This window comes from Geosporobacter subterraneus DSM 17957, assembly GCF_900142145.1.
GTDB classification, from domain to species: domain Bacteria; phylum Bacillota; class Clostridia; order Peptostreptococcales; family Thermotaleaceae; genus Geosporobacter; species Geosporobacter subterraneus.
Window position 1 is genome coordinate 21,107 of sequence record NZ_FQZV01000028.1, and the last position, 22,168, is coordinate 43,274.

The window sequence follows — 22,168 nt, forward strand, 5'->3', positions numbered from 1 at the left end:
GACTTTGACAAGTACAGTTACTACCTATGGAGGAATCATGATAAATACGAAAAGCTTAAAGGTTAGAATCCCTACACTAATTATCATATTGGTGATGATTACAATCGCCGGTACCAGTTATATGTCTTATAAGATTTTTACTGATGATATTAAAGATCAGATATTGAATAAAAATCTAATCATAACTGATATGATCTCTGATCAAGTAAGCTTATACCTCTCTTCTGCGCAAGATACCGTTGAATATGTAGCAAAATACGCTTCTCATAATGACATGGATGAAATCAAAAGAAGCATTGATCGCTTATACAGCAATTATAGCTGGATGGATCTCATGTTCTATATGACACCGGATGGCAGAATTACCTATAGCAATCCTCATAATGACATTATCAACAAAAGAGATTATGTTGAACGGGAATACTATCAATACATGATAACACATAAGAAAACGTATATCAGTAAGGTTTTTATCAGCAGTATACTAAACCTGCCCCATATTATTATTGTTTCGCCGATTTTAGATCAGAATACTGGTGAATTGAAAGGTATTATCGGTGGGGGGGTACCCTTGGAGAAAATTAAGGAAATTGTTGAAAAAACGCAAGAGTCCTTTACCGGAAAGATCTATGTGGTAGATATTGACGGAACAATATTGGTAAGTCCTAATGAAGAACATGGTGAAGAGGGAATGCCGCTGGCTAGAAATCTGATAGTAAATGGAAAAAAAACGGACTTACAAGAGATATTGCAAAACTATGATCATGGGGTAGGAGAATATAACGAAAACCTCGAAAATATTTATGTATCTTTTAAGAAAATCCCTAACTATAGGGGAATGGTAATCATTGAACAAAATGAAAAATATATTACCGGACAGATTGGACCTCTGAAGTCAAGGTTTCTTTCTGGTGTATTGTTTGTAATGATCGCGGTTTTGATTTTAAGTATGTATTTTGCTTATACAATAACCAGACCTATTGAAAAACTGGTCGAGTTTGTAAGAAGCTTAAGCAGTAACTTTGATAGCGGAACCCATGAAGTTGAAATATCCAATAAGGATGAAATAGGCGAACTAGAGCTTGCTTTTAATAATATGAGCAAAGAATTGAGACAAAAAATGGTGGCCCTCAGAAATCTCCATAAACGGGAATATGATATAAAAAAGTATCTGAATAATATTCTAAAAAGCGCAGCCAGTGGAATCATTGTTATTGATTTCGAAAACAGAATTTCAATATTTAATACGGCTGCTGAGGAAATTACTGGTTTTAGAAGCCAGTTCTTTATTAATAAAAATCTTGATTTACTTTCTTCCCATACTGGTTTATCTATGGATATATTTAAAAATTATGTAAATGGTGAAGATAATTCAGTGACTGAGAGGGAAAGCAGCATTAAAAGAAGCGACGGCACAACAGTACCTATTAGTATAGCCTTATCACCCGTGTATAATGATGAAGGTCAAGTAATCAGCACAGTATGCCTCATAAAGGATTTAACCAGAATAAAGGCGTTAGAGGAGCAGCTTCGACGCGAAGATCGATTAAAAACTATAGGAGAACTGTCTTCCTCGATTATTCATGAAATAGGGAATCCATTGGCGGGCATGACAAATTTATTGGAGGTTCTAAAGGATAATTTTGAAGAAAAGGAATTGCGGGAAGAACTGTTATCGGCTCTCCGTGAAGAAGTGAATATGCTAAATAATATTGTGATTAATTTCCTGGATTTCACAAGAACACATAAAAATAAGCCAGTGGCCACAAATATTCTGGGTATAATTAATAGTGCATTAAATATTTTAAACTCTGAAATTGCCAATAAAAATATACATGTAGAGAAAAAATTCCCCAACAAAGTGCCTCTGGTAACAATTGATCCATCTGCTGTACGCCAGGCCTTTGTAAATATTTTTAAGAATAGCATACAGGCAATGGGGGATAATGGAAGAATGATTATAGAAGTTAAGAATATGGTAGAGGACTCAAAAAAAATACTGTCTATTTCTGTTCTAGATACGGGGGTAGGAATACTGCCAGAGAAAATTGAACAGATCTTTAATCCTTTCTTTACAACAAAGGAAGATGGTACAGGATTAGGACTATCCATCGTTCACAAGATTATTCGTGATAATCATGGAACGATTTCTGTTCGTAGTGAATCTGGAGAATATACAGAGTTTATAATTTGCTTCGAGGGAGAGATATTAGATGAAACTATTAATTATAGATGATGAAAAAAGTATTCGATTATCTCTTCAAGTAGGGCTAAAAAAACTAGGTGTGGAGATCTTTACCGCTGCATCTGGGGAAGAAGGACTTGACCTATTTGAAAAAACAAAACCGGACATTGCCATCATTGATATTAAACTGCCTGGTATTGATGGAATTGAGGTTTTAAGACGAATTCGAAAGGACAATAAATCCTGTATTATACTCATGATCACCTATATCAGCGAAGTAAGACTTGCGGTAGAAGCGATGAAGCTAGGAGCTCATGATTATTTTACAAAGCCTTTCAACATTGAAGAAATCAAAGAATCAATCGAAAATCATGTACACTATATAAAGAAAAAACAGGAATTAGGAAAGGAAAAAGATGATAATTTTACAGAAATTATAGGCATAAGTAAACAAATAGACGGTGTTAGAGACATTGTAAATAAGGTGAGTCAAATGCCCTACAATACTTTCATTCTAATCCAGGGGGAAAGCGGTACAGGTAAAGAAATTATCGCCAAGGCAATTCATTACAATGGGGTGAGAAAATCAAAGCCCTACGTCGCTCTGAATTGCGCCGCTATTCCACAAAATCTTCAAGAAAGTGAGTTGTTTGGCTATGAGAAGGGTGCCTTTTCAGATGCCAAAACATCCAAAAAAGGACTCATCGAAGAGGCACATGGAGGGACCTTATTCTTAGACGAAATTGGAGATATGGATATTCTTTTACAAGCTAAGCTGCTGCGTGTACTGCAGGAAAAAAGATTTAGGCGGCTTGGCGGAGTGAAAGAAATTGCTTTTGATGCAACCATTATTGCTGCAACGAATAAAAATTTATTGGAAGAAATCAAAGCAGGTAATTTTCGGGAGGATTTATATTATAGACTAAATGTTGTTCCTGTGTATACAACTCCCCTAAGGGAAAGAAGCGAAGATATTTCCTTTTTAATCGAATCCTTTATAGATTATTATAACCATGAGTTGAATAAAAGCATTCGGGGCTTCACAGATAAAGCATTAGAAGTATGTAAAGCCTATGAGTGGAAAGGAAATGTACGGGAATTAAAAAATGTAATAGAACGTATTATGATCTTTCAAGAAAACGAATGGGTCGATGTAGAGGACCTGCCCCCTAACATTATTGCAGATAAAAGCATTCCTGATACTGTGGTGCTGGCGAACGCCAACCTTGAGGCGGTGGAGATGGAGACTGTAAGCAGGGCCTTGAAGCAAAACGATTGGAATATTACAAAGACGGCTCTGGAATTAGGCATATCCAGACTGACTCTGAGGAGAAAGATCGAAAAGTACAGCATTACCAAATAAAGGAAAACTGGTAACTTTTGAAAATTAGTGGTAACATTGTTACCACTAATTTATTTTTTGACAGACATTTTTTTCAAAATTATTTAGAAAACGGGGAATTTTAGGCGAATGGAAAGTTGGCATGGTATTTGCTATATATATGTGCAACCCAAGTTTATTGAAGTGGAAAGAGAAAACGTTTTTCCAATGCTCAATAAGCAAAAAAATTAAAGGAGGAAAGAAACAATGAACATGGGACTTATATCTTTATTAGTCTTGGTAGTAGCAATTTTCATTGGTTTTAAGAGAGGCGTTAACACAGGTCTGGTAAGTATCGCATTTGCTTTCTTACTTGGATTCTTTGTAATGATCAACATCTCTAAAGACCCAGCAGTAGCAAAGATGGTATCAATGTCTTCAGCAGACGCAAAAGGTACGGCATTAGTTGCTGGTTGGAATACATCCCTATTCTTCACGCTTGTAGGTATGACTTTCCTATTTAGTATTGCAAAAGTAAATGGAACACTTGAATTAATGGCTAGAAAAGCAGCATATATGGCTGGTGGAAACAAAAAATTAATTCCGATCTTATTCTTTATCTTTGCAACAGTTCTAGCAGCCATCGGACCGGGAAATATCGCTGTTTGTGCACTTGTATTACCAATAGCTATGGCAGTTGCTCATGAAGAAAAAATTAATTCATTATTAATGGCTGCGATGGTTATCGCCGGTTCAAATGCAGGCGGTTTATCTCCAATAGCACCAACAGGAATTATCGGTACACAGTTAGCTGAAAAAATTGGATTCAACACTTCAATGCATGTATTTATCAACATGATAATTGCACAGGTTGTAATTGCTGCAGTTTGCTATGTGGTATTAGGTGGATTAAAGCTAAAATCTGATATTTCAGGGACAAAAGAAAAACCAGCTGCATTTGCAGGTGTACAGATTCAAACACTTGTTGTAATTGCATTAGTAGTTGCTGCAATTATCCTTCTGAAATTACACATCGGAATGGTAGCATTCCTTGGTGGAGCTGTGTTACTTCTTATGAATGCAGCAGATGAAAAGAAAACAATCGCTGCAATGCCTTGGGGAACATTACTGCTTGTTTGCGGGGTTGGTGTATTAGTAAACGTAGTTGACAAAGCAGGCGGAATCACTTATTTAACAGATACGCTATCAGCTTTCATGGGAACAAAGACTGCAGCGCCAATTCTTACAATCGTTGGAGGTTTAATGTCTTCTGTTTCTTCAGCATCTGGAGTAGTTATGCCAACATTAATCCCAACAGTACCTGGTATTGTTGAAACAATGGGTGGTGCAGTAAAAGGAGAAACTTTAATTTCTGCAATTATCCTAGGAGCACACTTTGTAACAAACTCACCATTATCAACACTTGGTGCATTAGCAATGGCTTCTGCTCATGAAACAGAAGATACTGACAAGCTTTTCAGAGGCTTATTGGTATTAGGATTTGGTGGAGTATTATTTGGGGCATTACTAGTGTTTGTAGGAATTGTAAGATAGTTTTAGAAGGGGTGGGATTCCACCCCTTTTTATTTTTTTTGTCTTTTTCTGAACCAAAATGACTTTAGCATAAAAAATGAATGAGCGGTAATACTGGATATAGATAAAAAAGCAGGTGAGTATATGAGTGAAGTAAAAACTCCAAAAAAACTAAAGGCTAAAAAAATGAATCGGTGCATTGGCTGTATCTCATGTATGCTCGCCTGTGCAAGACTGGTTCACCATGATTATTCTCCAGTTATGAGTGCCATAAAAATAAGAAGCAGTGGCGGCTTGCAAGGAAAATTTGTTGCAGATATTTGTAGAGGCTGTCAGATGCCCTCCTGTGCTTTAGCCTGTCAAACTCAGGCACTGATCCCTAGAGCAGGCGGGGGTATAAAATATGATGAAGAGAAATGCAGCGGTTGTGAGAAATGTGTAGAAGCATGCGAAGTTAAAGCCATTAGCTTTGATGTTGTTAACAGAAAGCCAATTGTGTGTATTCAGTGTGGGGTATGTACAGGTAATTGCCCTCATCAGGTTTTATCGATGGAGGATTGTAATCAATGCTGATAAGAAATGGGATTCGAATTTTACATATAGACTTGTCTAAAGAAGAAGTAAAAGAAACGGAGCGCAAGGATTTAACAGATTATTTAGGTGGAATAGGTGTGGCCATCCAGTTGTTTAAAGAGTACATGCAGCCGGATATTGATATTTTTCATGAAAAACAGCCGATTATTCTCTCTGTGGGGCCGTTAGAAACCATTTATCCAGTAGCAACAAAAACAGTAGCCGTTTTTAGATCGCCTTTAACCGGGGAGCTTGGAGAGAGCTATGCAGGGTTAAGACTAGGCCTAGCCATTCGTTTCACAGGCTATGATACTATTTTAATAACCGGTAAAGCGAAGAGACCGGTGTATCTTAATATAAGCAGCAAGGGAGTAGTATTTAGAAAGGCGGAACCTTTATGGGGACTGGATACGGAAGAAAGCGGCAGAATAATGAGAGAAATGGAATCTGGAAGCGGCTTACGTTCAATCATTCGCATTGGTCAGGGAGGAGAAAAGCTGATCAAATATGCAGGGGTGAATGTGGATACCTATAGACATTTTGGGAGATTGGGCCTTGGTGCTTTATTTGGAAGTAAATATTTAAAGGGAATCGTCATCATCGGTGATGGAACAGAGAGCATAGGCAGTCAAAAAGAGTATCAAAAAACCTATTCCGAAATATATAAAAGGGTTACCGAAACCGATGCCATGGAAAAGTATCATGACTTAGGAACCACAGTGAATGTACTGCCCTTGAACGATATGAATGGACTGCCTACGAAAAATCTGAAACAAAGTTACTTTGAAGATGCGGATAAAGTAAGCGGTGAAGCATTTGCCGAAGAAAAACTCATCAGAAAAATAGCCTGTTCAGGATGTCCTATTGGCTGTATTCATATTGCCTTATATCGAAATCAATTTCAGCAATTAGAGTATGAATATATTCCCGTTGCTTATGATCATGAATTGGTTTTTGCTGTGGGAACCTTTATTGGTGTAAAGGATAAGAATACCATTTTATCAATCATTGATTGCATTGAAAAATTTGGTCTGGACTGTATAACTACAGGTGTGATGATGGGCTGGATTACAGAGGCGTATGAGAAAGGGATTATAGGGCAGGAACATCTGGAGCTGGACATTCGTTTCGGTGATGGAGGCACCTATCTAGAGATTATTCACAACATTATAAACGAAAAAAATAATTTTTACAAAGATCTATCATTTGGAACATTATATGCGGCTAAAAAGTATGGTGGAGAGGATTTCGCTGCTGTATTAGGAGGTCACGAGATTGCAGGATATCATACCGGATATGCTAACCTGCTTGGTATGGCTGTGGGTGCCAGACATTCCCATTTGGATAACGGGGGTTACGCTATTGATCAAACAACGGAATTCTCCGATCATGAACAAATTATTCAAAAACTCATTGAAGAGGAAATCGCTAGAAATATTCTAAATTGCTTAGTCATTTGTCTTTTTGCAAGAAATATCTATGATATAGATACGATCATAAAAGCATTGGCAGGCATAGGAATTCATTGGACAGAAACTGAACTGAAAGTCCTAGGCAAGAAAATATTTTATCAAAAGATACAGATAAAAAAAGCATTGGGTTTTGATTATAGGAAAATAGAATTTCCTAAGCGTTTTTTTGAGACAAAAACCCTTCATGGAAAAATGGACTCAGAAACTGCTAAGAAGCTTTTGAAAATTTATAATGAAAAGATTGATGAAATATGTACCGACGCAATAGGCTTATTTGCTGAGACCAAACAGGATAAAAGATTGATATAATTGATTTAATTTTTTTCATACATAATATAAAGAAAGAAGGACAAAAATAAATTTGAGTCTACAAGGAGGTGTTAATGGATGGAAATGAATACACGAGATACCATCGTGAAAAAGCTTTTGGATGCACAGGAAAGTGTACGGGACTATGAAATGTTTTCAAAGCAGGTAGATGATAAGGAAGTAGCAGATTTATTTAAACGATTTGCTGAAGAGTGCGGTATGCAGGCAAGAAAGCTTCAGGCAATGATAGATAAGTATGAAAAGCATTAGCAAGGTGCGGATACCGCACCTTGTTTTTATACCATATGTTTTTATTAGAATAGAAGAGATTTTTATTTGTTCCGTTGGCACAGTATTAGATTATTATGTATAATGATGATAGGATTTTACATTATAAAAAGGCAGGTTTGTTTTATGGGGTACTACGAGGAGATAAAACTTAGCAAAAAAAGTGAACAGCATTTATATGTACAATTATATGACGCTATAAAAAACCACATTATTCAGGGCACCATTAAGGCCGATGAAAAATTGCCACCCATCAGACAATTAGCAGAGATTTTATGTGTGAACAATGCTACCGTAGTAAAAGCTTATGAACTGCTGGAGCAGGAAGGTTATGTTTACAAACGCGTCGGCAGCGGCACTTTTGTATCTTTAAAGCCATATCCTTTATCAGCGGCAATCGAATCCGTCAGACTTCCCGTCGATGAAGATCTGAGTCTAATGAATAGGGGCCAGATACAGATTCAGGAGCATATGGTCAGCTTTGCAAGTGCTACACCTACTCCTGATCTATTTCCTGTGGATGATTTTCAGATATTGCTGAATGAGGTATTGAATCGTGACAAAGGAAATGCCTTTGGATACCAAGAAAGTCAAGGATACTTTCCCCTTAGAGAATCATTGGTAGCCTATATGAGACAATATGGGATCGAGACTAAATCGGAAAATATCCAAGTCATTTCAGGAGCACAGCAAGGCATTGATGTGATTGCTAAGGCATTTATAAATCCAGGAGATGTTGTCATTTTAGAAAAACCTACTTATACAGGGGCCATAGCAACCTTTAAGTCTAGGGGCGCCAAAATTATCGATATACCTATAAGAGAAGATGGTTTAGACATAGAGGCATTAGAAGCAGTTATTGAAAAGTATAGACCGAACCTGATTTACTTGATGCCGAACTTTCAAAACCCAACGGGGTATTCATATAGTAGAGAAAAAAAACAAAGAGTTTTGTCTTTAGCCCAGCAGTATAGTTTTCATATTGTAGAAGACGATTATCTCAGTGATCTGAGCTTCTACCATACAGAAAACACTACATTAAAAAGTATGGATCAGCAGGATCACGTAATCTACATAAAAAGTTTTTCAAAAATATTTATGCCTGGATTGAGGCTGGGATTTCTTGTTTTACCGGAAAAAGCATACCCTCGTATTTTAGCAGCCAAACACGCTTCTGATATTTCTACTTCAGGACTTATACAGAGAGCTTTTGACCTATACTTAAGAAATGGCATTTGGAAAAAGCATATTCACTATATGGAAAATATATATAAAGAACGATATGAAATCATGGATCAAGTAATAAGGAAATATATCCTTCCTCTCGGAATAACATATCATCCACCCTTGGGAGGTCTAAATTTTTGGCTGTGTCTCAACGAGAAGTTCTCTACGAATCAACTGTATAATATGGCGGTAAAAAAAAATATTCTTATTGTTCCGGGCTCCCTCTTTTCTGTTGACCAAAAGGATTCCAACTGTTTTCGCCTGAGCATTGCAGCGGTCTATCCAGAGCAAATTGAACCTGGGATACAAGCTTTATCCGAAGTAATAAAAGAATATATAGAAAGTAAGGATAACAAAAAGCGTAATACGGGCGTATACACGCCATTACTCTAAAAAGTCTAAGCATAGGTAGCGGGTATATTCCCCCCGGTATGTTAATAAAAATATACCAGTTTAAAAGAAATGGGGGAGGAGATTAGATGATCATTGGTATACCAAAAGAGAGTGCTCCAGGTGAAGGTCGAGTAGGAATGACCGATATAGGCATAAGAAAATTGATTCAACACGGTCATAAGGTTTATGTTCAAAAGAATGCAGGTTGGTGCAGCGGGATAACAGATCAGATGTATGAAAATGCTGGTGCGATCTTACTAGATACTGTAGAGGATATATATGGATATTCAGATCTGATTGTTAAGGTAAAACCGCCGGGAATTGAAGAATTTGATTATCTCAAGGATAAGAACATTGTTTTTTCTTATATATTACCCGAGCGACATGAAGGATTGACTAAAAAGTTTATGGAAAAGAAAGTCACGGCAATTGGCTATGAAGGGGTAGAAGATAAATTGGGCAATAAACCTTTATTAATACCAATGAGTGAAATTGCTGGCAAAATGGCGGTATTTATGGGTGCTAAGCTCATGCAGACAGTACATGGCGGTGTAGGTACTTTATTAGCTTTCATGCCCGGGATTTCCCCAGCTGAAGTTGTGATCCTCGGTGCAGGAAGTGCTGCATTGGGTGCAGCAGAAATAGCCATAGGTTTAGGTTGTCGTGTTACCCTTCTTAACAGGAGTATAGAACGGATAAGGTTAATAAAAAAAACCTACAACGATCAAATGACATATCTTTTATTAACAGAAGATACTTTAATGGAAGCGGTGCTTCGTGCAGATTTATTGATTAATACCATAGATTTGATGGGGGATAAGATAAATCACTTGATTACTAGATCCATGGTTCAAAGAATGAAAAAAGGCAGCGTCATTGTCGACGTTGCCTGTGATAAAGGAGGAACCATCGAAACATCCAGTCCCACCACTCATGACTGTCCCTACTATAACTTAGATGGTGTAATTCACTGTGCCATACCGAATTTACCAGGAATCGTTCCTAGAACGTCTACTGCCGCATTAACTAGCGTTACGCTGCCATATATCGTTAAAATAGCAGAAAAAGGACTAAAGAGTGCTTTATTAGGAGATTTAGGACTTAGAAAAGGGTTGGTCTTTTATAAAGGGCTGCTCTTGCATAAGAAGGCATCTGAAAACTATGATTTGCCATATACACCAATTGAAAAGGCTATGGACTAAAAAAGCAGGTTTCTGTGATCAATAAAGATAACAGCCAATGCATAGTATACTTACGCTTTGGCTGTTTTGCTATTTTTTAGGGGTGTTATATTTTTATCCTGTATATTAGAGTCCTTCATTTTACAAGTTCCATCAAATATGGCTTTTTCCTCAACTACAAAGCTGGAAACCTGTATATCCCCGTAAAGCTTACCTGTAGCGTTAATTTTCAATTGATGAGATGCAGTGATATTTCCCTCAATGCTGCCAGAAAGGATAATGTTATATGCATCAATATTGCCTGTTATTTTTCCTTCTTCACCGATAATAACATTTCCCTTGATATGTAGATCTCCTTTAAATGTACCATCAATGCGAATCGTACCTTCAGCATGGAGGGTACCCTCAAAACTGGAGTTCTTACCTATAAATGTATCTACTTTCTCTGATGGAATTGAATCGCTTTTCTTAAACATTCATATGCCTCCCCAACTATGGTTTTAAAATTTTCTCTGGATTAATTTGTTCGCCATTATAATGTATTTCAAAGTGAAGGTGTGATCCAGTACTGCGTCCTGTGCTTCCCATCTTTGCGATAACGTCGCCCTTTTGGACACGCTGTCCAACCTCCACTAAATTCTCTTTATTATGAGCATATACACTGCGATAGCCATGACCATGGGATATAATAACTGTTTTTCCATATCCTGCATTCCACCCTGAAAAAGTGACAATGCCGCTTCCTGCTGCTAGAATCTGTGTTCCTTGTTTATTGGCTATATCTATTCCCGAATGAAATTCTTTACGTCCATTAAAGGGGGATTTCCGATATCCAAAGGTTGAAGTGATACGACCTTCCGTAGGCATTTTATCTGGTTTAGCTGCTAAGACCTTCAATTGATCACTAACATCATCAATAAGAATATTTAAATTTTCCATTTTTTCATCCATCTCAGCTGCAAGGACCTCTAGACTTTCAATATCCAAGGAGTCGTTATTGCTTTCAGATTCTGTTTTAACAACTGCTGCGCCCCGCAGTGCAGAACGGGAAATAGGTTTTTTTAGACTTTGCTGATTCGTAGTTTTTAAACCTACCATATTGCGAACCTGATTTTCCAGTTCATTTAGAATAGACAGTTTTTCATTAACAAAGCTCGTCTTATTTTTTAGCTCTGCAATTTCTAAAGATTGATCTTTATTTATGGATTCAAGCTTTTCTAAGTCATTCAATTTTACATCCAGCTGATGATTTAGTTGGATAAGAGAAACTGTTAAAACTACTGTTAAAGCACATAATACTCCTGAAATCCAAAGAAACAGGTAATAGAATATCTTCTTGAGGCGAAACTGCCTGACATTGCTGCCACTATGGGGAACAATCATAAAGGTCATATGTTCTTTATGTAAATCTTTAAGCTTTTTATACAAATTCATATGGCCAATACCTCCGGTAAAACAGTTCATTAGTAATTTTCTACATTTCTTCCAAAAATCCTTTAGAAATACGGAAGAAATATTTTTAATAAAGAGCAATTGGAGAACAGTGCAGCAGGAAAAACGAGTTTTATGTAGAAACTTTAAAAGACTAAAGTATAAAAGATCAAGATTGAAAAAAATGGAAACCCCGGTTTCCATTTTTTATAAGTTAAGACCCTCAATGATCCATTGTTCAATACTTTTACCTTCTGCAGACAGAGCGCTGTCAGCGATATGGAACTTAAAAAAGTTAATCATTAGTTTGTTACCGGCTTTATGAACAGTATCGAAGGGGTTTGGAACAACGAAAATCTCCAAATGATCAATATTCAGCTTATCAAGCAGCTCGTTTGTGCTTTTGGAAAGTTCATTAAGCCGAAAAGATTTAAAATGATTAATTTTGTCTTCAAGGGTATCAAAATATTCCAAGATCATTAAATTTCTGCTGTAAAACCTGCTTTCAGCAGGATTGCCAGAAAAGGGCTCCCGGTTAGAAATAGCACTAAGGCATCTTCTAACAGATTCTTTTGTAAAATCTTCGTTAAATGTTAATTGAAAAGGCTCTGATGATGCAATATCATCGATAAATTTTTCATTTAACTTTTCCCGAGATGCTACAGAAATCCAATAATAATGCATAATCTCCATAGCATTTAAATTAAAAGATACTTTTTTTGACATAGGTTTACCTCCCATAGAAATCATTATATAATTAGTATAAATAACCACAAGAAAATTATATATGGCATCTTTTCTATTATAGCATACTAATCAGAAATGAAGAAAAACAATCAGGAGGCTTTTATGAAAAAAGAGAATTTTTCAGTAGAGATAGTGGAATTAGAGAGATTGCTACGGTGGGTTAGCACTTCAATAAAGCGTAAGGGAAGAGAGATATTATCGGACTTTGAGATTACGCCTCCTCAATTTGAAGCACTATTATACATGATTAAAGAAGGTGAGTTAACCATCAGTGAGTTAAGCAACAAAATGTTTCTTGCGTGCAGCACCATTACAGATCTAGTGGATCGAATGGAAAAAAATCAGTTGGTAGAGAGAGTTCGGGACAGTAGAGACAGACGGGTTGTCAGAATTAGGGTATTAGAAAAAGGAGATAAGTTAATTGACGAGGTTCTTGATGCCAGGAGAGCTTATTTACAGGAGGCTTTGTCTGATATAAATACAGAACATAAACAAATGATCATAGAAGCACTAAATGCTATTCATCAAAGAACAGGTGCTGAATGCGAATTTCTTATTAAAGAATAACTATTGACAAGGATGAATCAAATATGAAATTAATCAATGGTAGATATAAAGTTTTAAAAGACTTACAGCGGGATTTTTGTTCAAGCTACTATATCGTAACGGATATTGTTAAAAACAATACTAATTTGTGCTTACGCTTATTTGAACCGGAATATGCTGAAAGTATGTGGATCAGACATTATGTAGAGCAGTATATATTTCTGTCTACTATAGAACACGATAATATTCTAAAAAACTATTCTTTTGATCTTATGCATACCATTGATAATAAAGAGGTTTCTTTACGCCAATATTTCTATACAACCGAATACATTCCATACGATCCAATTTCCTACACTGAGCTTACTAGAGAAGACAGATTAACCTGTATACTCAAGATTTGTAAAGCTTTAAAGTTTTTGCACTTTCGAGGCATTATTTACAAACATCTGAATCCTGAGAATATAAAGATATATTCTACAGAAGAGGGATTGATCGTAAAGCTTGCTGATTTAGCACAGATAACGCAGATCGAGTATACCAGGACAAGAATAGATGCCATTTACCATAAGTTTTTATCCCCAGAATATCAATTAGGGGCAAGTATAGATGCAACTAGTGATATCTATTCATTAGGTGTACTTGCTTACTATTTTTATAGTGGAATAGATTATAGAGAGATAGATTTTATACGCAGTGTTGTAACTGCAAATATTCAAACAGAACCTTCGGATCATATTTTTCAGAGTATCAAAAAAATGACCGCATATGAAAAAATAGACAGACCCCAAAATATTACTGAGGTTATGCTTGAAATCAGTAAGGATGCTAGGGTATTGGACAAGACGAGAAGTGATAAACACAGCTATGAGAGACTAAATTTTAAAACCACAATGGTAAACCGTGAAAATGAGCTTAAGAAAGTGCTTAATATTGTATCCACATTACAAAAGAATTCTCTAAAAAAAGAATGTATATTCATTCAGGGGGAATATGGAATCGGAAAGAGCCGATTTCTCAAGGAAGTTATATATCGTCTAAGATTAAAGAACATTACGACCTATTCCTCAGTATTCGTAGAATCCTGTAAAACGCCCTACAAGCCTTTTATAGATATTATCAAGCAGATGCTTAAATATGCTAACAAAGAGCTTATACAGAAATATGGAGCTGAGTTAGTAAAAATTATTCCTAGTATGAGTAATGTTTGGGATATAAAGCCCTCTATTCCTTTAGCGGGTGAAAAAGAAAAATTACGGCTTTACGATCGAATATGTAATTTTATCAATGATTGCGCATCTGTGCGGCCTGCTGTGATTGTGATTGATAATTTTCATTACGCTGATACGAATACTATAGAGTTGGTTGATTTTTTTATAAAGCAAAAAAAGTCAACCCCTTTGTTATTTCTATTAGCTTATAGAAACGAAGATATTGGGGATGTACTGCACCAGATTGGTCAATGGCGTTCTGTAAGTAAGACCGATGAAATTCAACTGACTAAATTCAATTTGCAAGAAACCGCATCCCTAATTCAAAACATCTTGGGTATGGCATGGAAGCCTATTCAGCTGGCAACTAGAATAATGCACGTTACTGACGGGAATCCCAGATACATTGAAGAAGTAGTGAAGAATTTGTTTATTCAAAGACTTATTTCTGTCAATTCAAAAGATCTATGGGTAGCCAATGTAGATGATTTATATGACCTACAGCTTCCTGCGAACATTGATGAAGCATTGATTCACCAGATGAATGCCTTTGATCAAGATATGATAGAAGTATTAAAATGCATTTCAATTTTTAACACTTCCATATCTTCTTCTATCCTATCAGACATGCTTCCCAAATATCAGAATTCACTACAGGAGCTTTTGACAGATCTGGTAGAAATGAAAATACTAAGCGAAAAGCTAGAAGATTGGGGTTTTACCTATGATTATTATAATCGTCAGTTAAAGAACTATGTATATAATAGAATTCCAGAGGAAGAGAAAGTACTCTTTCATCGTTCAGCAGCGAAGATTCTAGAAGATAACTATATTAAAGAGAGTAGAAAAAATAAGGATGAATTGATTCATCATCTTACCAAGTGTGGCAATATGGAGAAGGCCATAGATTATTGCATTGAATCTGCACAGAAAATGGTTGATTTAAGCATTCATTCCCAAGCTTTAGAATTTTACAATAAAGCATTGGCCTTGTATTATATGTGCACTGATGATCAAAGAAAAACAAAAATATTATTATCTATGGGTGATATTTATCTGCACATTGGGGAAAGTGAAAAAGCCCTGAAATGTTATGAGCAAACAATTGAATCAGCAATAGCATTCCAATTGATGGAATATGTTGTTGATGCGAAAAATAAGATCTCAGAAATTTACTTGAATAAAAAAAAGCTTTATGAAAGTAAGCTAATAATAAATAAGGGGATTCAGATTGCTAAGGAAATACAATACCATGAAGGGCTGCTGGAAGCATCCTATATCCTAAGTAATATTTATTTTATCGAACAGAATATTACTGATTTTAATAATCTTGTAGAATCCTCTTTAGCAAAGAGCTATGAATGCCAGAATGATCATTATATAGGGCATTTTCTGAATCAAAAAGGCAAGCTCCATCGCCTTCACGGTAGTTATGATGAAGCAATGATGTATTTTATACATAGCTTTGAGCACTTCCAAAGATCAGGTAATATTATGGATGAGATTAAGCCTATCAATAATATGGGAGTTTTGATATTTGAAAACATTGGGGATACAAAGCTGGCAAGAAAATATTATAAAAAAGCACTGCAGATTGCACAAAAACACAATTATATTACGGGAACCAATATATACCACTTTAATATAGGAGAAACTTATTTAAAAGAAGGCCAGTTTCAAAAAGCAGAAGATCATTTTATTAAAGCATTGCAAATCGCGGAAGAGACAGAAGATCATGGGGAATTGTTTTGGATATATCTTTATTTGTCAGATACAAATTTAAAAATGTCTGAGTATACGAAGGCCTATAACTATTTATTAAAGGCAGAAAGTGAATATGATGAGAAAAGTAACAGCTATAAGGATTTAGTACAGTTAAAGTTAATTAAAGCCAGCTGGTACTCGGCAGTGGGAGCAGTGGATCTTGCAAGAAAAGAAGTAAGTGAAATAAATGTATCCTCTCAAATTATGGATGAGACAGTGAAATTTCTAGTAATTTCTTTAGATTACCGACTTCATAGAGATGATAAGGTGTTGAAAAACAAACTGGATTCATGGATGCAAGATCTTTCTATCCAGAGCCAAGAGCCAAATCTTAAACAGGAACTAAGATCAGTTTTACTCGAGGAAGCGGAAATTCTCATTGAAGCAGGACAAATGCAAAAAGCTGGTGAATTGCTGAAAAAGGATGAAGCTTGTCTTCAACAGAACAAGTCAAAAACACTAAACTTGAGAAGACAATATTTAGAAGGTCTTTTCCAAGAAGATAAGATTTCCTATTATGAGAACTTACTAAAACAGATTTCCGGTGATGAGTTTTTAGAAATCAAATGGAGAATATATCAAACCTTGGGAGATGAGTATTTTAGATTATATGAGCACTATAATGCTGTAAATTGCTATATTAACGGCCTGGATGTTATACGACGGCTTACTTATAAGGTGCCGGTTCAATTTCAGACTTCTTATTTAAATAAAGACGCCAATAAGGTCATACTAAGAAAGCAAGTAGACATTATCAGAAAAATTATTGAGGAGGATGGGCAGGATAAGCAGCATTTGAAGGATATAAATGAGTGGAAGGAAATGAAGGATTTAAAAGTATTCTTTGATTTTTCAGATTTGCAAAGCCTATTCAGCAACACTGCTTTCCTGCAGTCTGCAATGAAGGAGTATCAAGAACTTTTTTCCAATAGAGTTTCCAATATCCACGAACTCATACAAATGCTTACTTTTAATGATATTGAGAATATACAGATGATTCTAAGTTACTGTGTACAGATTACACTTGCAAAGCGTGGTTTTGTAATCATAGTAGACCAGGACAATGCTGTTAGCAATATCATTAAATTAGATACTGCACAAAAATTACCGGATATTCATCCGTTACTGGATAGGGTCAAGCTGAAGCAGGAGGGTATTCTAATAAAAACCAGATTTGATAATCGTGCATACCAAACCTTTGATTTTCTGCCCCACGATGCTCAGGCTGCTATCTGTATTCCGATTTATAAAAATGAGGAAAATCGATACCCATTAACAAAGGAAAAAAGAAAAACTCATGAGGCTGCCATTGAAAAGATTATCCATGGATATATATATTTAGACACGGATAAAATTTTCAACAAATTCGATTGGAATGCATTTAAGATGTGCAGTATGCTGACCAACCTACTGAATCTTTCAATCGAAAATTATCATTTAAAGATGACTGCTTCGATTGATAAGTTAACAGGTGTATATATGAGAAAACATTTTGAAAAGTTATTTAAGGAAGAAATAGTTCAAGCGAGGTCAAATAAATCAGAATTCTCAATAATTATGTGCGATATCGATAAGTTCAAATCCGTAAATGATTTATACGGTCATAGAAAAGGAGACGAAGTACTGTCGCGCATAGGAAGTATTATTAAAGACAATTTAAGAAGTGTAGATATTGTGGGAAGATATGGTGGTGAAGAATTCATTATCTTCTTACCAAAAACAAATGGGATAAATGCAAAAGCTGCATTAGAAAAGATTAGAAAAATTATTGAAACTACTGATCTTCTAGGTGGAGAACATCCTGTGACCATCAGCTGTGGTATCGCTACTTTTCCTGAGCATGGTTATTTTGAAGATGAATTGGTAGAAAAAGCAGATCAAGCATTATATCATGCTAAGGAAACCGGCAGAAATAAGACTGTCATATGGGATAAAAATATTGCGAACATAAGAAAAAGAGTAGATAAGTTGGCAGGGATCCTTTCAGGCAATATGGCTGAAGACCACAGAAGAGTTCAGGTTGTAGTAGAGATCATTGAACTTCTAAAGTCTGATTGGGATAAAGAAAAGAAAATATTCGAGCTGCTTGGACGCATTATAGAAATAACAGAGGCGGAAAAAGGTGCATTATATAGAATACAGAATGAACAGGTTCAAGAGCGTTATGCAAGACAAAGATTTAAAGATGAATGGCTGGAGGATATAGAGATAAACCATTATAAAATGTCGGAGATTATCCTCTCTAAGTCAGGTGATTTTTTTATAGATTGGGAAACAATACCTAGTATAGATGATTTTACAGGGACTCCCGATTGGCAATCGGTTATGCTTTTTCCAATTCTACATGCAGGAGAAAGCAAAGGAATATTATATTTGAGTGTACCTATTAAAGAAAGGGAATTTGACTCAAATACCTTTAACTTTGTAAATGCTATTACTGGAGCAATTGGTGCCATTTTATAAAAAGATTCACTTAAGTTAGATAGAATGTTGTAGATTCTAATATATTATGCCGATAAAACTAATATCTTAAATCAGAGAGAACTAATAAAAAAGAGGTGGAGTGTGTGAACGTTACGATTAAAGATGTTGCAAAAAAAGCAGGGGTATCTATATCGACTGTTTCTAGGGTAATCAACAACTCTAAGCCTGTAAGCAGTGAGATACGTCAAAAAGTATTACAGATAATTGAGGAAACCGGATATACGCCTAATCCTGTAGCCAGAAGCTTAGTAATGAAAAAAAGTCAGCTTATTGGTGTGATTGTTCCAGACATATCGAATTTTTTTATCAGCGAAATACTAAATGGTATAGAAGAAATTGGAAAAATGTACGGATATGATATTTTATTATGTAATACTTATGGAGATTTAGACCAGGAACTTCGTTACCTGAAGCTTCTCCGGGCAAAGCAAGTAGAGGGAATTGTACTGATGACATGGCGATTAAATGATAAGCTTACTCAATACCTGTCAGAGCAGGATATTCCATTGGTGTTGATCAATCGAAATACCAGCCAGCTTGATATTCCCTCTGTTTCTATAGACAATTACCAAGGTGCCTATGATATGACCAGATATCTTATCGACGGAGGACATCGCTCCATTGCATTCATCAGAAATAACCTGGACAGTGATGCCTTTGGTTTAGATCAATATAAAGGATACAAACAGGCAATGGAAGAGTACGGGATTGCTATTGATGAAAGATTGGTACAATATGGTAATTTTATGCTGGAAAAAGCTTATGATATTGTTAAAGGCTTTATTGAAGAAAAAATACTGCCTTCTGCTATTTTTGCAACAAGCGATGTGATGGCAATCGGTGCCATAAACTGTTTGCTGGATCATGGATACAAGGTGCCTGAGGATGTTTCTGTCGTAGGTTTTAATGATATAAAACTTGCCTCTATCTATCGTCCAAACCTGACTACTATTCGACAGCCGATTTATGATATTGGCGCCGTAGCGATGCGCATGATTATAAAACTGATCAATGGACAAGAAATACATGACAAAGTGGTTATACTCCCCCATGAACTCGTAGTCAGAGATAGCAGCAAATAGATACAATAAGTATATTTTACTCCTGTAGTACGAATAATAAGATTGCATGACTGTACTGATAGGAGGTAGGAAAAAATGAAAAGAGTAGCTGTAGAGAAATCCCTTGGGAATGTAAGAAATTACCTAAAAGAAAAAGGCTTTACTGTAACAGATCTAGACCAAGCAAAAAATTACTTGGACGGATTTGATGCGGTAGTAGTTTCAGGCCAGGATGACAATTTTATGGGTATTCATGACACAAGCACAAAAGCTCCGGTAATTAATGCTAGGGGTATGGACGTAGAAGATGTTTATAAGCAGATTAAAAATAGACTTAGCTAAAAAGATCTCCCTAAGGAGATCTTTTTTGCTGAAGTTTTCGTAGTTTTTATGGAATAGATAGCCTATAATGAAAAAGAGCATAATATGAGTGTGCTCTTAAATGAATCAGGAAAAAATGTTTATCGATGAGAGTGAGTGAAATGAATGAAATACAATGAGTTTTTACCCATTACACTTGAGGAAATGAAAGCAAGAGGATGGGAGCGGGCAGACTTTATCGTGATTACAGGAGATGCATATATTGACCACCCAAGCTTTGGTGCGGCTGTTATTTCTAGAACCCTTGAGTCGGCTGGATATAAAGTTGGGATCATATCTCAACCCAATTGGAGGAATGTAGGAGACTTCAAAAAGTTAGGCAAGCCTAAGTATGGTTTTTTAATTACTGCCGGTAATATTGATTCTATGGTAAATCATTATACAGTGAGCAAACGTAGAAGAGAGAAAGATTACTATTCGCCAGGCGGCAAGATGGGACTAAGACCTGACCGGGCTAGCATCGTATATTGCAATATGGTAAAGCAGGCCTATAAGGGTGTTCCGATTATCATTGGTGGTATTGAAGCAAGCTTGAGAAGATTTGCCCACTATGACTATTGGAGTGATAAAGTAAGAAGGTCCATATTATTTGATAGTGAAGCAGACCTGTTAGTATTTGGAATGGGAGAGCATCAGATTCTTGAGATTGCCGAAAGTCTTAAGAACGGACTGGATATTCAGTATATGCATCATATTGCAGGTACTTGCTATAAGTCAGATACAAAAGAGAATCTCTATCATTTTATAGAACTGCCAAGCTATGAGACCATCGCCACGGATAAAATAGCATATGCAAGGGCTTTTAAAATACAGTATGAGGAACAGGACGCTGTAAGAGGGAAAGTACTTGTTCAGCCCCATGGAAATTCCTATATTGTACAAAATCCTCCAGCTATGCCTTTATCAGAAGTAGAACTGGACAGAATATACAGCTTACCCTATGCCCGCAAAGTACATCCCATTTATGAAAAGGATGGGGGCGTCCCTGCAATTGAAGAGGTTAAACATAGCATTATCAGCTCTAGAGGCTGCTTTGGAAGCTGTTCATTCTGCGCATTAACTTTCCATCAAGGGAGGGTTATTCAAAGTCGAAGTCATACATCCATTCTAGAGGAAGCGGAGAAAATTGTGAAAAGCGAGGATTTCAAGGGGTATATTCATGATGTAGGTGGACCAACCGCTAACTTTAGAAATATTGCCTGTGAAAAACAGAAAAAGGAAGGAACCTGTAAAAACAAACAGTGCCTTTACCCCCATCCTTGTAGAAATCTAAACGTAGATCATGGTGAATATCTTGACCTGCTAAGGAAATTGAGGAAAATTAAAGGCGTCAAGAAAGTGTTTGTAAGGTCTGGTTTGCGGTATGATTATATTATATCAGATCCAAAGGATACCTTTCTAAAAGAGCTGTGTGAACATCATATTAGCGGACAGTTGAAGGTTGCACCTGAGCATATATCGCCTAAGGTATTGGATTTGATGGGAAAACCAAGACGAGAAGTATATGATAAATTTGTTGATAAATATTATAAAATTAATCAATCCCTTGGCAAGGAACAATATCTTGTTCCCTACTTGATGTCCAGCCATCCAGGCAGTGATCTGAAAGCGGCCGTCGAGATGGCGGAATACTTAAGGGATATCCGGTATTACCCTGAGCAAGTTCAAGACTTTTATCCTACACCGGGAACCTTGTCTACCTGTATGTTCTATACTGGTCTTGACCCGAGAAATATGAAACCTGTATATGTACCAAAAGATAGAGATGAAAAAGCAATGCAGAGAGCACTGTTGCAATTTAAAAACCCTAAGAATTATGAGCTTGTAAAAAAAGCTTTGATACTGGCTGGTAGAAAAGACCTGATTGGTTTTGGACCCAAGGCATTAATAAAGCCACTGGGGAAAGAGCGGCAGAATATAAGGGAAGTTAAATACTCTAATAAAAAGCCTGCGACTAAAAATAGAAATTCCAGTAAAAATACAAAAAAAAGGTAACTGTAAGCAGTCTAATATAATATTAGGCTGCTTGTATGTTTATACCTAATTAGCGCTTTATTATAA

At 36.1% G+C, this 22,168-nt stretch carries 16 protein-coding genes; 13 read left to right on the forward strand and 3 right to left on the reverse strand.

The annotated features are described in order from the left end of the window. Positions 1-37 precede the first annotated feature (37 nt). From BUB56_RS11115 to BUB56_RS11150, 8 genes are all read left to right on the forward strand, one after another. Positions 38-2,236, forward strand: a complete 2,199-nt coding sequence (locus BUB56_RS11115; protein ID WP_110941392.1) for an ATP-binding protein — start codon at positions 38-40, stop codon at positions 2,234-2,236. Next, the gene (locus BUB56_RS11120; RefSeq protein ID WP_110941393.1) at positions 2,214-3,548 is read left to right on the forward strand and encodes a sigma-54-dependent transcriptional regulator; all 1,335 of its coding nucleotides are present in this window, start codon (positions 2,214-2,216) and stop codon (positions 3,546-3,548) included. The genes BUB56_RS11115 and BUB56_RS11120 overlap by 23 nt, the downstream gene beginning before the upstream one ends. A 225-nt stretch (positions 3,549-3,773) precedes the next feature. Continuing rightward, the gene (locus BUB56_RS11125; RefSeq protein ID WP_110941394.1) at positions 3,774-5,060 is read left to right on the forward strand and encodes an ArsB/NhaD family transporter; all 1,287 of its coding nucleotides are present in this window, start codon (positions 3,774-3,776) and stop codon (positions 5,058-5,060) included. Positions 5,061-5,183: 123 nt separating this feature from the next. Continuing rightward, the gene (locus tag BUB56_RS11130) at positions 5,184-5,612 is read left to right on the forward strand and encodes a 4Fe-4S binding protein (protein WP_110941395.1); all 429 of its coding nucleotides are present in this window, start codon (positions 5,184-5,186) and stop codon (positions 5,610-5,612) included. Further along, entirely contained in the window at positions 5,606-7,393 is a 1,788-nt protein-coding gene (locus BUB56_RS11135; RefSeq protein ID WP_110941396.1) for an aldehyde ferredoxin oxidoreductase N-terminal domain-containing protein, read from the forward strand. The genes BUB56_RS11130 and BUB56_RS11135 overlap by 7 nt, the downstream gene beginning before the upstream one ends. Positions 7,394-7,471: 78 nt before the next feature. Further along, positions 7,472-7,663: a ferritin family protein gene (locus BUB56_RS11140; protein ID WP_110941397.1), complete on the forward strand. Its 192-nt coding sequence runs from the start codon at positions 7,472-7,474 to the stop codon at positions 7,661-7,663. Between the two features lie 144 nt (positions 7,664-7,807). Next, positions 7,808-9,301: a MocR-like pyridoxine biosynthesis transcription factor PdxR gene (pdxR, locus tag BUB56_RS11145; RefSeq protein WP_110941398.1), complete on the forward strand. Its 1,494-nt coding sequence runs from the start codon at positions 7,808-7,810 to the stop codon at positions 9,299-9,301. 86 nt (positions 9,302-9,387) lie between these two features. Next, on the forward strand, positions 9,388-10,503 hold the full coding sequence (locus BUB56_RS11150; protein WP_110941399.1) for an alanine dehydrogenase: 1,116 nt from the start codon (positions 9,388-9,390) through the stop codon (positions 10,501-10,503). Between the two features lie 50 nt (positions 10,504-10,553). On the opposite strand, the gene BUB56_RS11155 is transcribed toward BUB56_RS11150, so the two are convergent. The 3 genes from BUB56_RS11155 to BUB56_RS11165 all read right to left on the reverse strand — a co-directional run bounded on the left by BUB56_RS11155 (position 10,554) and on the right by BUB56_RS11165 (position 12,639). After that, the gene (locus BUB56_RS11155) at positions 10,554-10,958 is read right to left on the reverse strand and encodes a bactofilin family protein (RefSeq protein ID WP_110941400.1); all 405 of its coding nucleotides are present in this window, start codon (positions 10,956-10,958) and stop codon (positions 10,554-10,556) included. 16 nt (positions 10,959-10,974) lie between these two features. After that, entirely contained in the window at positions 10,975-11,916 is a 942-nt protein-coding gene (locus tag BUB56_RS11160; protein ID WP_190014428.1) for a M23 family metallopeptidase, read from the reverse strand. Positions 11,917-12,120: 204 nt separating this feature from the next. Further along, positions 12,121-12,639: a TDE2712 family protein gene (locus BUB56_RS11165; protein WP_110941402.1), complete on the reverse strand. Its 519-nt coding sequence runs from the start codon at positions 12,637-12,639 to the stop codon at positions 12,121-12,123. A gap of 123 nt (positions 12,640-12,762) precedes the next feature. Between BUB56_RS11165 and BUB56_RS11170 the strand changes: the two genes are divergently transcribed. The 5 genes from BUB56_RS11170 (at position 12,763) to BUB56_RS11190 (ending at position 22,102) form a co-directional block, all read left to right on the forward strand. Then, a complete protein-coding gene (locus tag BUB56_RS11170; RefSeq protein WP_110941403.1) occupies positions 12,763-13,227 on the forward strand; it encodes a MarR family winged helix-turn-helix transcriptional regulator in 465 nt (154 codons plus the stop codon). Between the two features lie 23 nt (positions 13,228-13,250). Then, positions 13,251-18,644 (forward strand): diguanylate cyclase, encoded by a 5,394-nt coding sequence (locus BUB56_RS11175; RefSeq protein WP_110941404.1) that lies wholly within the window; start codon positions 13,251-13,253, stop codon positions 18,642-18,644. A gap of 104 nt (positions 18,645-18,748) precedes the next feature. Continuing rightward, entirely contained in the window at positions 18,749-19,747 is a 999-nt protein-coding gene (locus BUB56_RS11180) for a LacI family DNA-binding transcriptional regulator (protein WP_110941405.1), read from the forward strand. Between the two features lie 75 nt (positions 19,748-19,822). After that, positions 19,823-20,068 carry a YkuS family protein gene (locus BUB56_RS11185; RefSeq protein ID WP_110941406.1) on the forward strand — a complete coding sequence of 82 codons (246 nt, stop codon included), beginning with the start codon at positions 19,823-19,825 and terminating at the stop codon, positions 20,066-20,068. 144 nt (positions 20,069-20,212) lie between these two features. Then, positions 20,213-22,102: a YgiQ family radical SAM protein gene (locus BUB56_RS11190; protein WP_110941407.1), complete on the forward strand. Its 1,890-nt coding sequence runs from the start codon at positions 20,213-20,215 to the stop codon at positions 22,100-22,102. Positions 22,103-22,168: the final 66 nt, after the last annotated feature.

Coding starts and splice junctions, on each gene's coding strand:
- BUB56_RS11115 (WP_110941392.1), top strand. CDS start 38: ATGATAAATACGAAAAGCTTAAAGGTTAGAATCCCTACACTAATTATC.
- BUB56_RS11120 (WP_110941393.1), top strand. CDS start 2,214: ATGAAACTATTAATTATAGATGATGAAAAAAGTATTCGATTATCTCTT.
- BUB56_RS11125 (WP_110941394.1), top strand. CDS start 3,774: ATGAACATGGGACTTATATCTTTATTAGTCTTGGTAGTAGCAATTTTC.
- BUB56_RS11130 (WP_110941395.1), top strand. CDS start 5,184: ATGAGTGAAGTAAAAACTCCAAAAAAACTAAAGGCTAAAAAAATGAAT.
- BUB56_RS11135 (WP_110941396.1), top strand. CDS start 5,606: ATGCTGATAAGAAATGGGATTCGAATTTTACATATAGACTTGTCTAAA.
- BUB56_RS11140 (WP_110941397.1), top strand. CDS start 7,472: ATGGAAATGAATACACGAGATACCATCGTGAAAAAGCTTTTGGATGCA.
- pdxR (WP_110941398.1), top strand. CDS start 7,808: ATGGGGTACTACGAGGAGATAAAACTTAGCAAAAAAAGTGAACAGCAT.
- BUB56_RS11150 (WP_110941399.1), top strand. CDS start 9,388: ATGATCATTGGTATACCAAAAGAGAGTGCTCCAGGTGAAGGTCGAGTA.
- BUB56_RS11155 (WP_110941400.1), bottom strand. CDS start 10,958: ATGTTTAAGAAAAGCGATTCAATTCCATCAGAGAAAGTAGATACATTT.
- BUB56_RS11160 (WP_190014428.1), bottom strand. CDS start 11,916: ATGAATTTGTATAAAAAGCTTAAAGATTTACATAAAGAACATATGACC.
- BUB56_RS11165 (WP_110941402.1), bottom strand. CDS start 12,639: ATGTCAAAAAAAGTATCTTTTAATTTAAATGCTATGGAGATTATGCAT.
- BUB56_RS11170 (WP_110941403.1), top strand. CDS start 12,763: ATGAAAAAAGAGAATTTTTCAGTAGAGATAGTGGAATTAGAGAGATTG.
- BUB56_RS11175 (WP_110941404.1), top strand. CDS start 13,251: ATGAAATTAATCAATGGTAGATATAAAGTTTTAAAAGACTTACAGCGG.
- BUB56_RS11185 (WP_110941406.1), top strand. CDS start 19,823: ATGAAAAGAGTAGCTGTAGAGAAATCCCTTGGGAATGTAAGAAATTAC.
- BUB56_RS11190 (WP_110941407.1), top strand. CDS start 20,213: ATGAAATACAATGAGTTTTTACCCATTACACTTGAGGAAATGAAAGCA.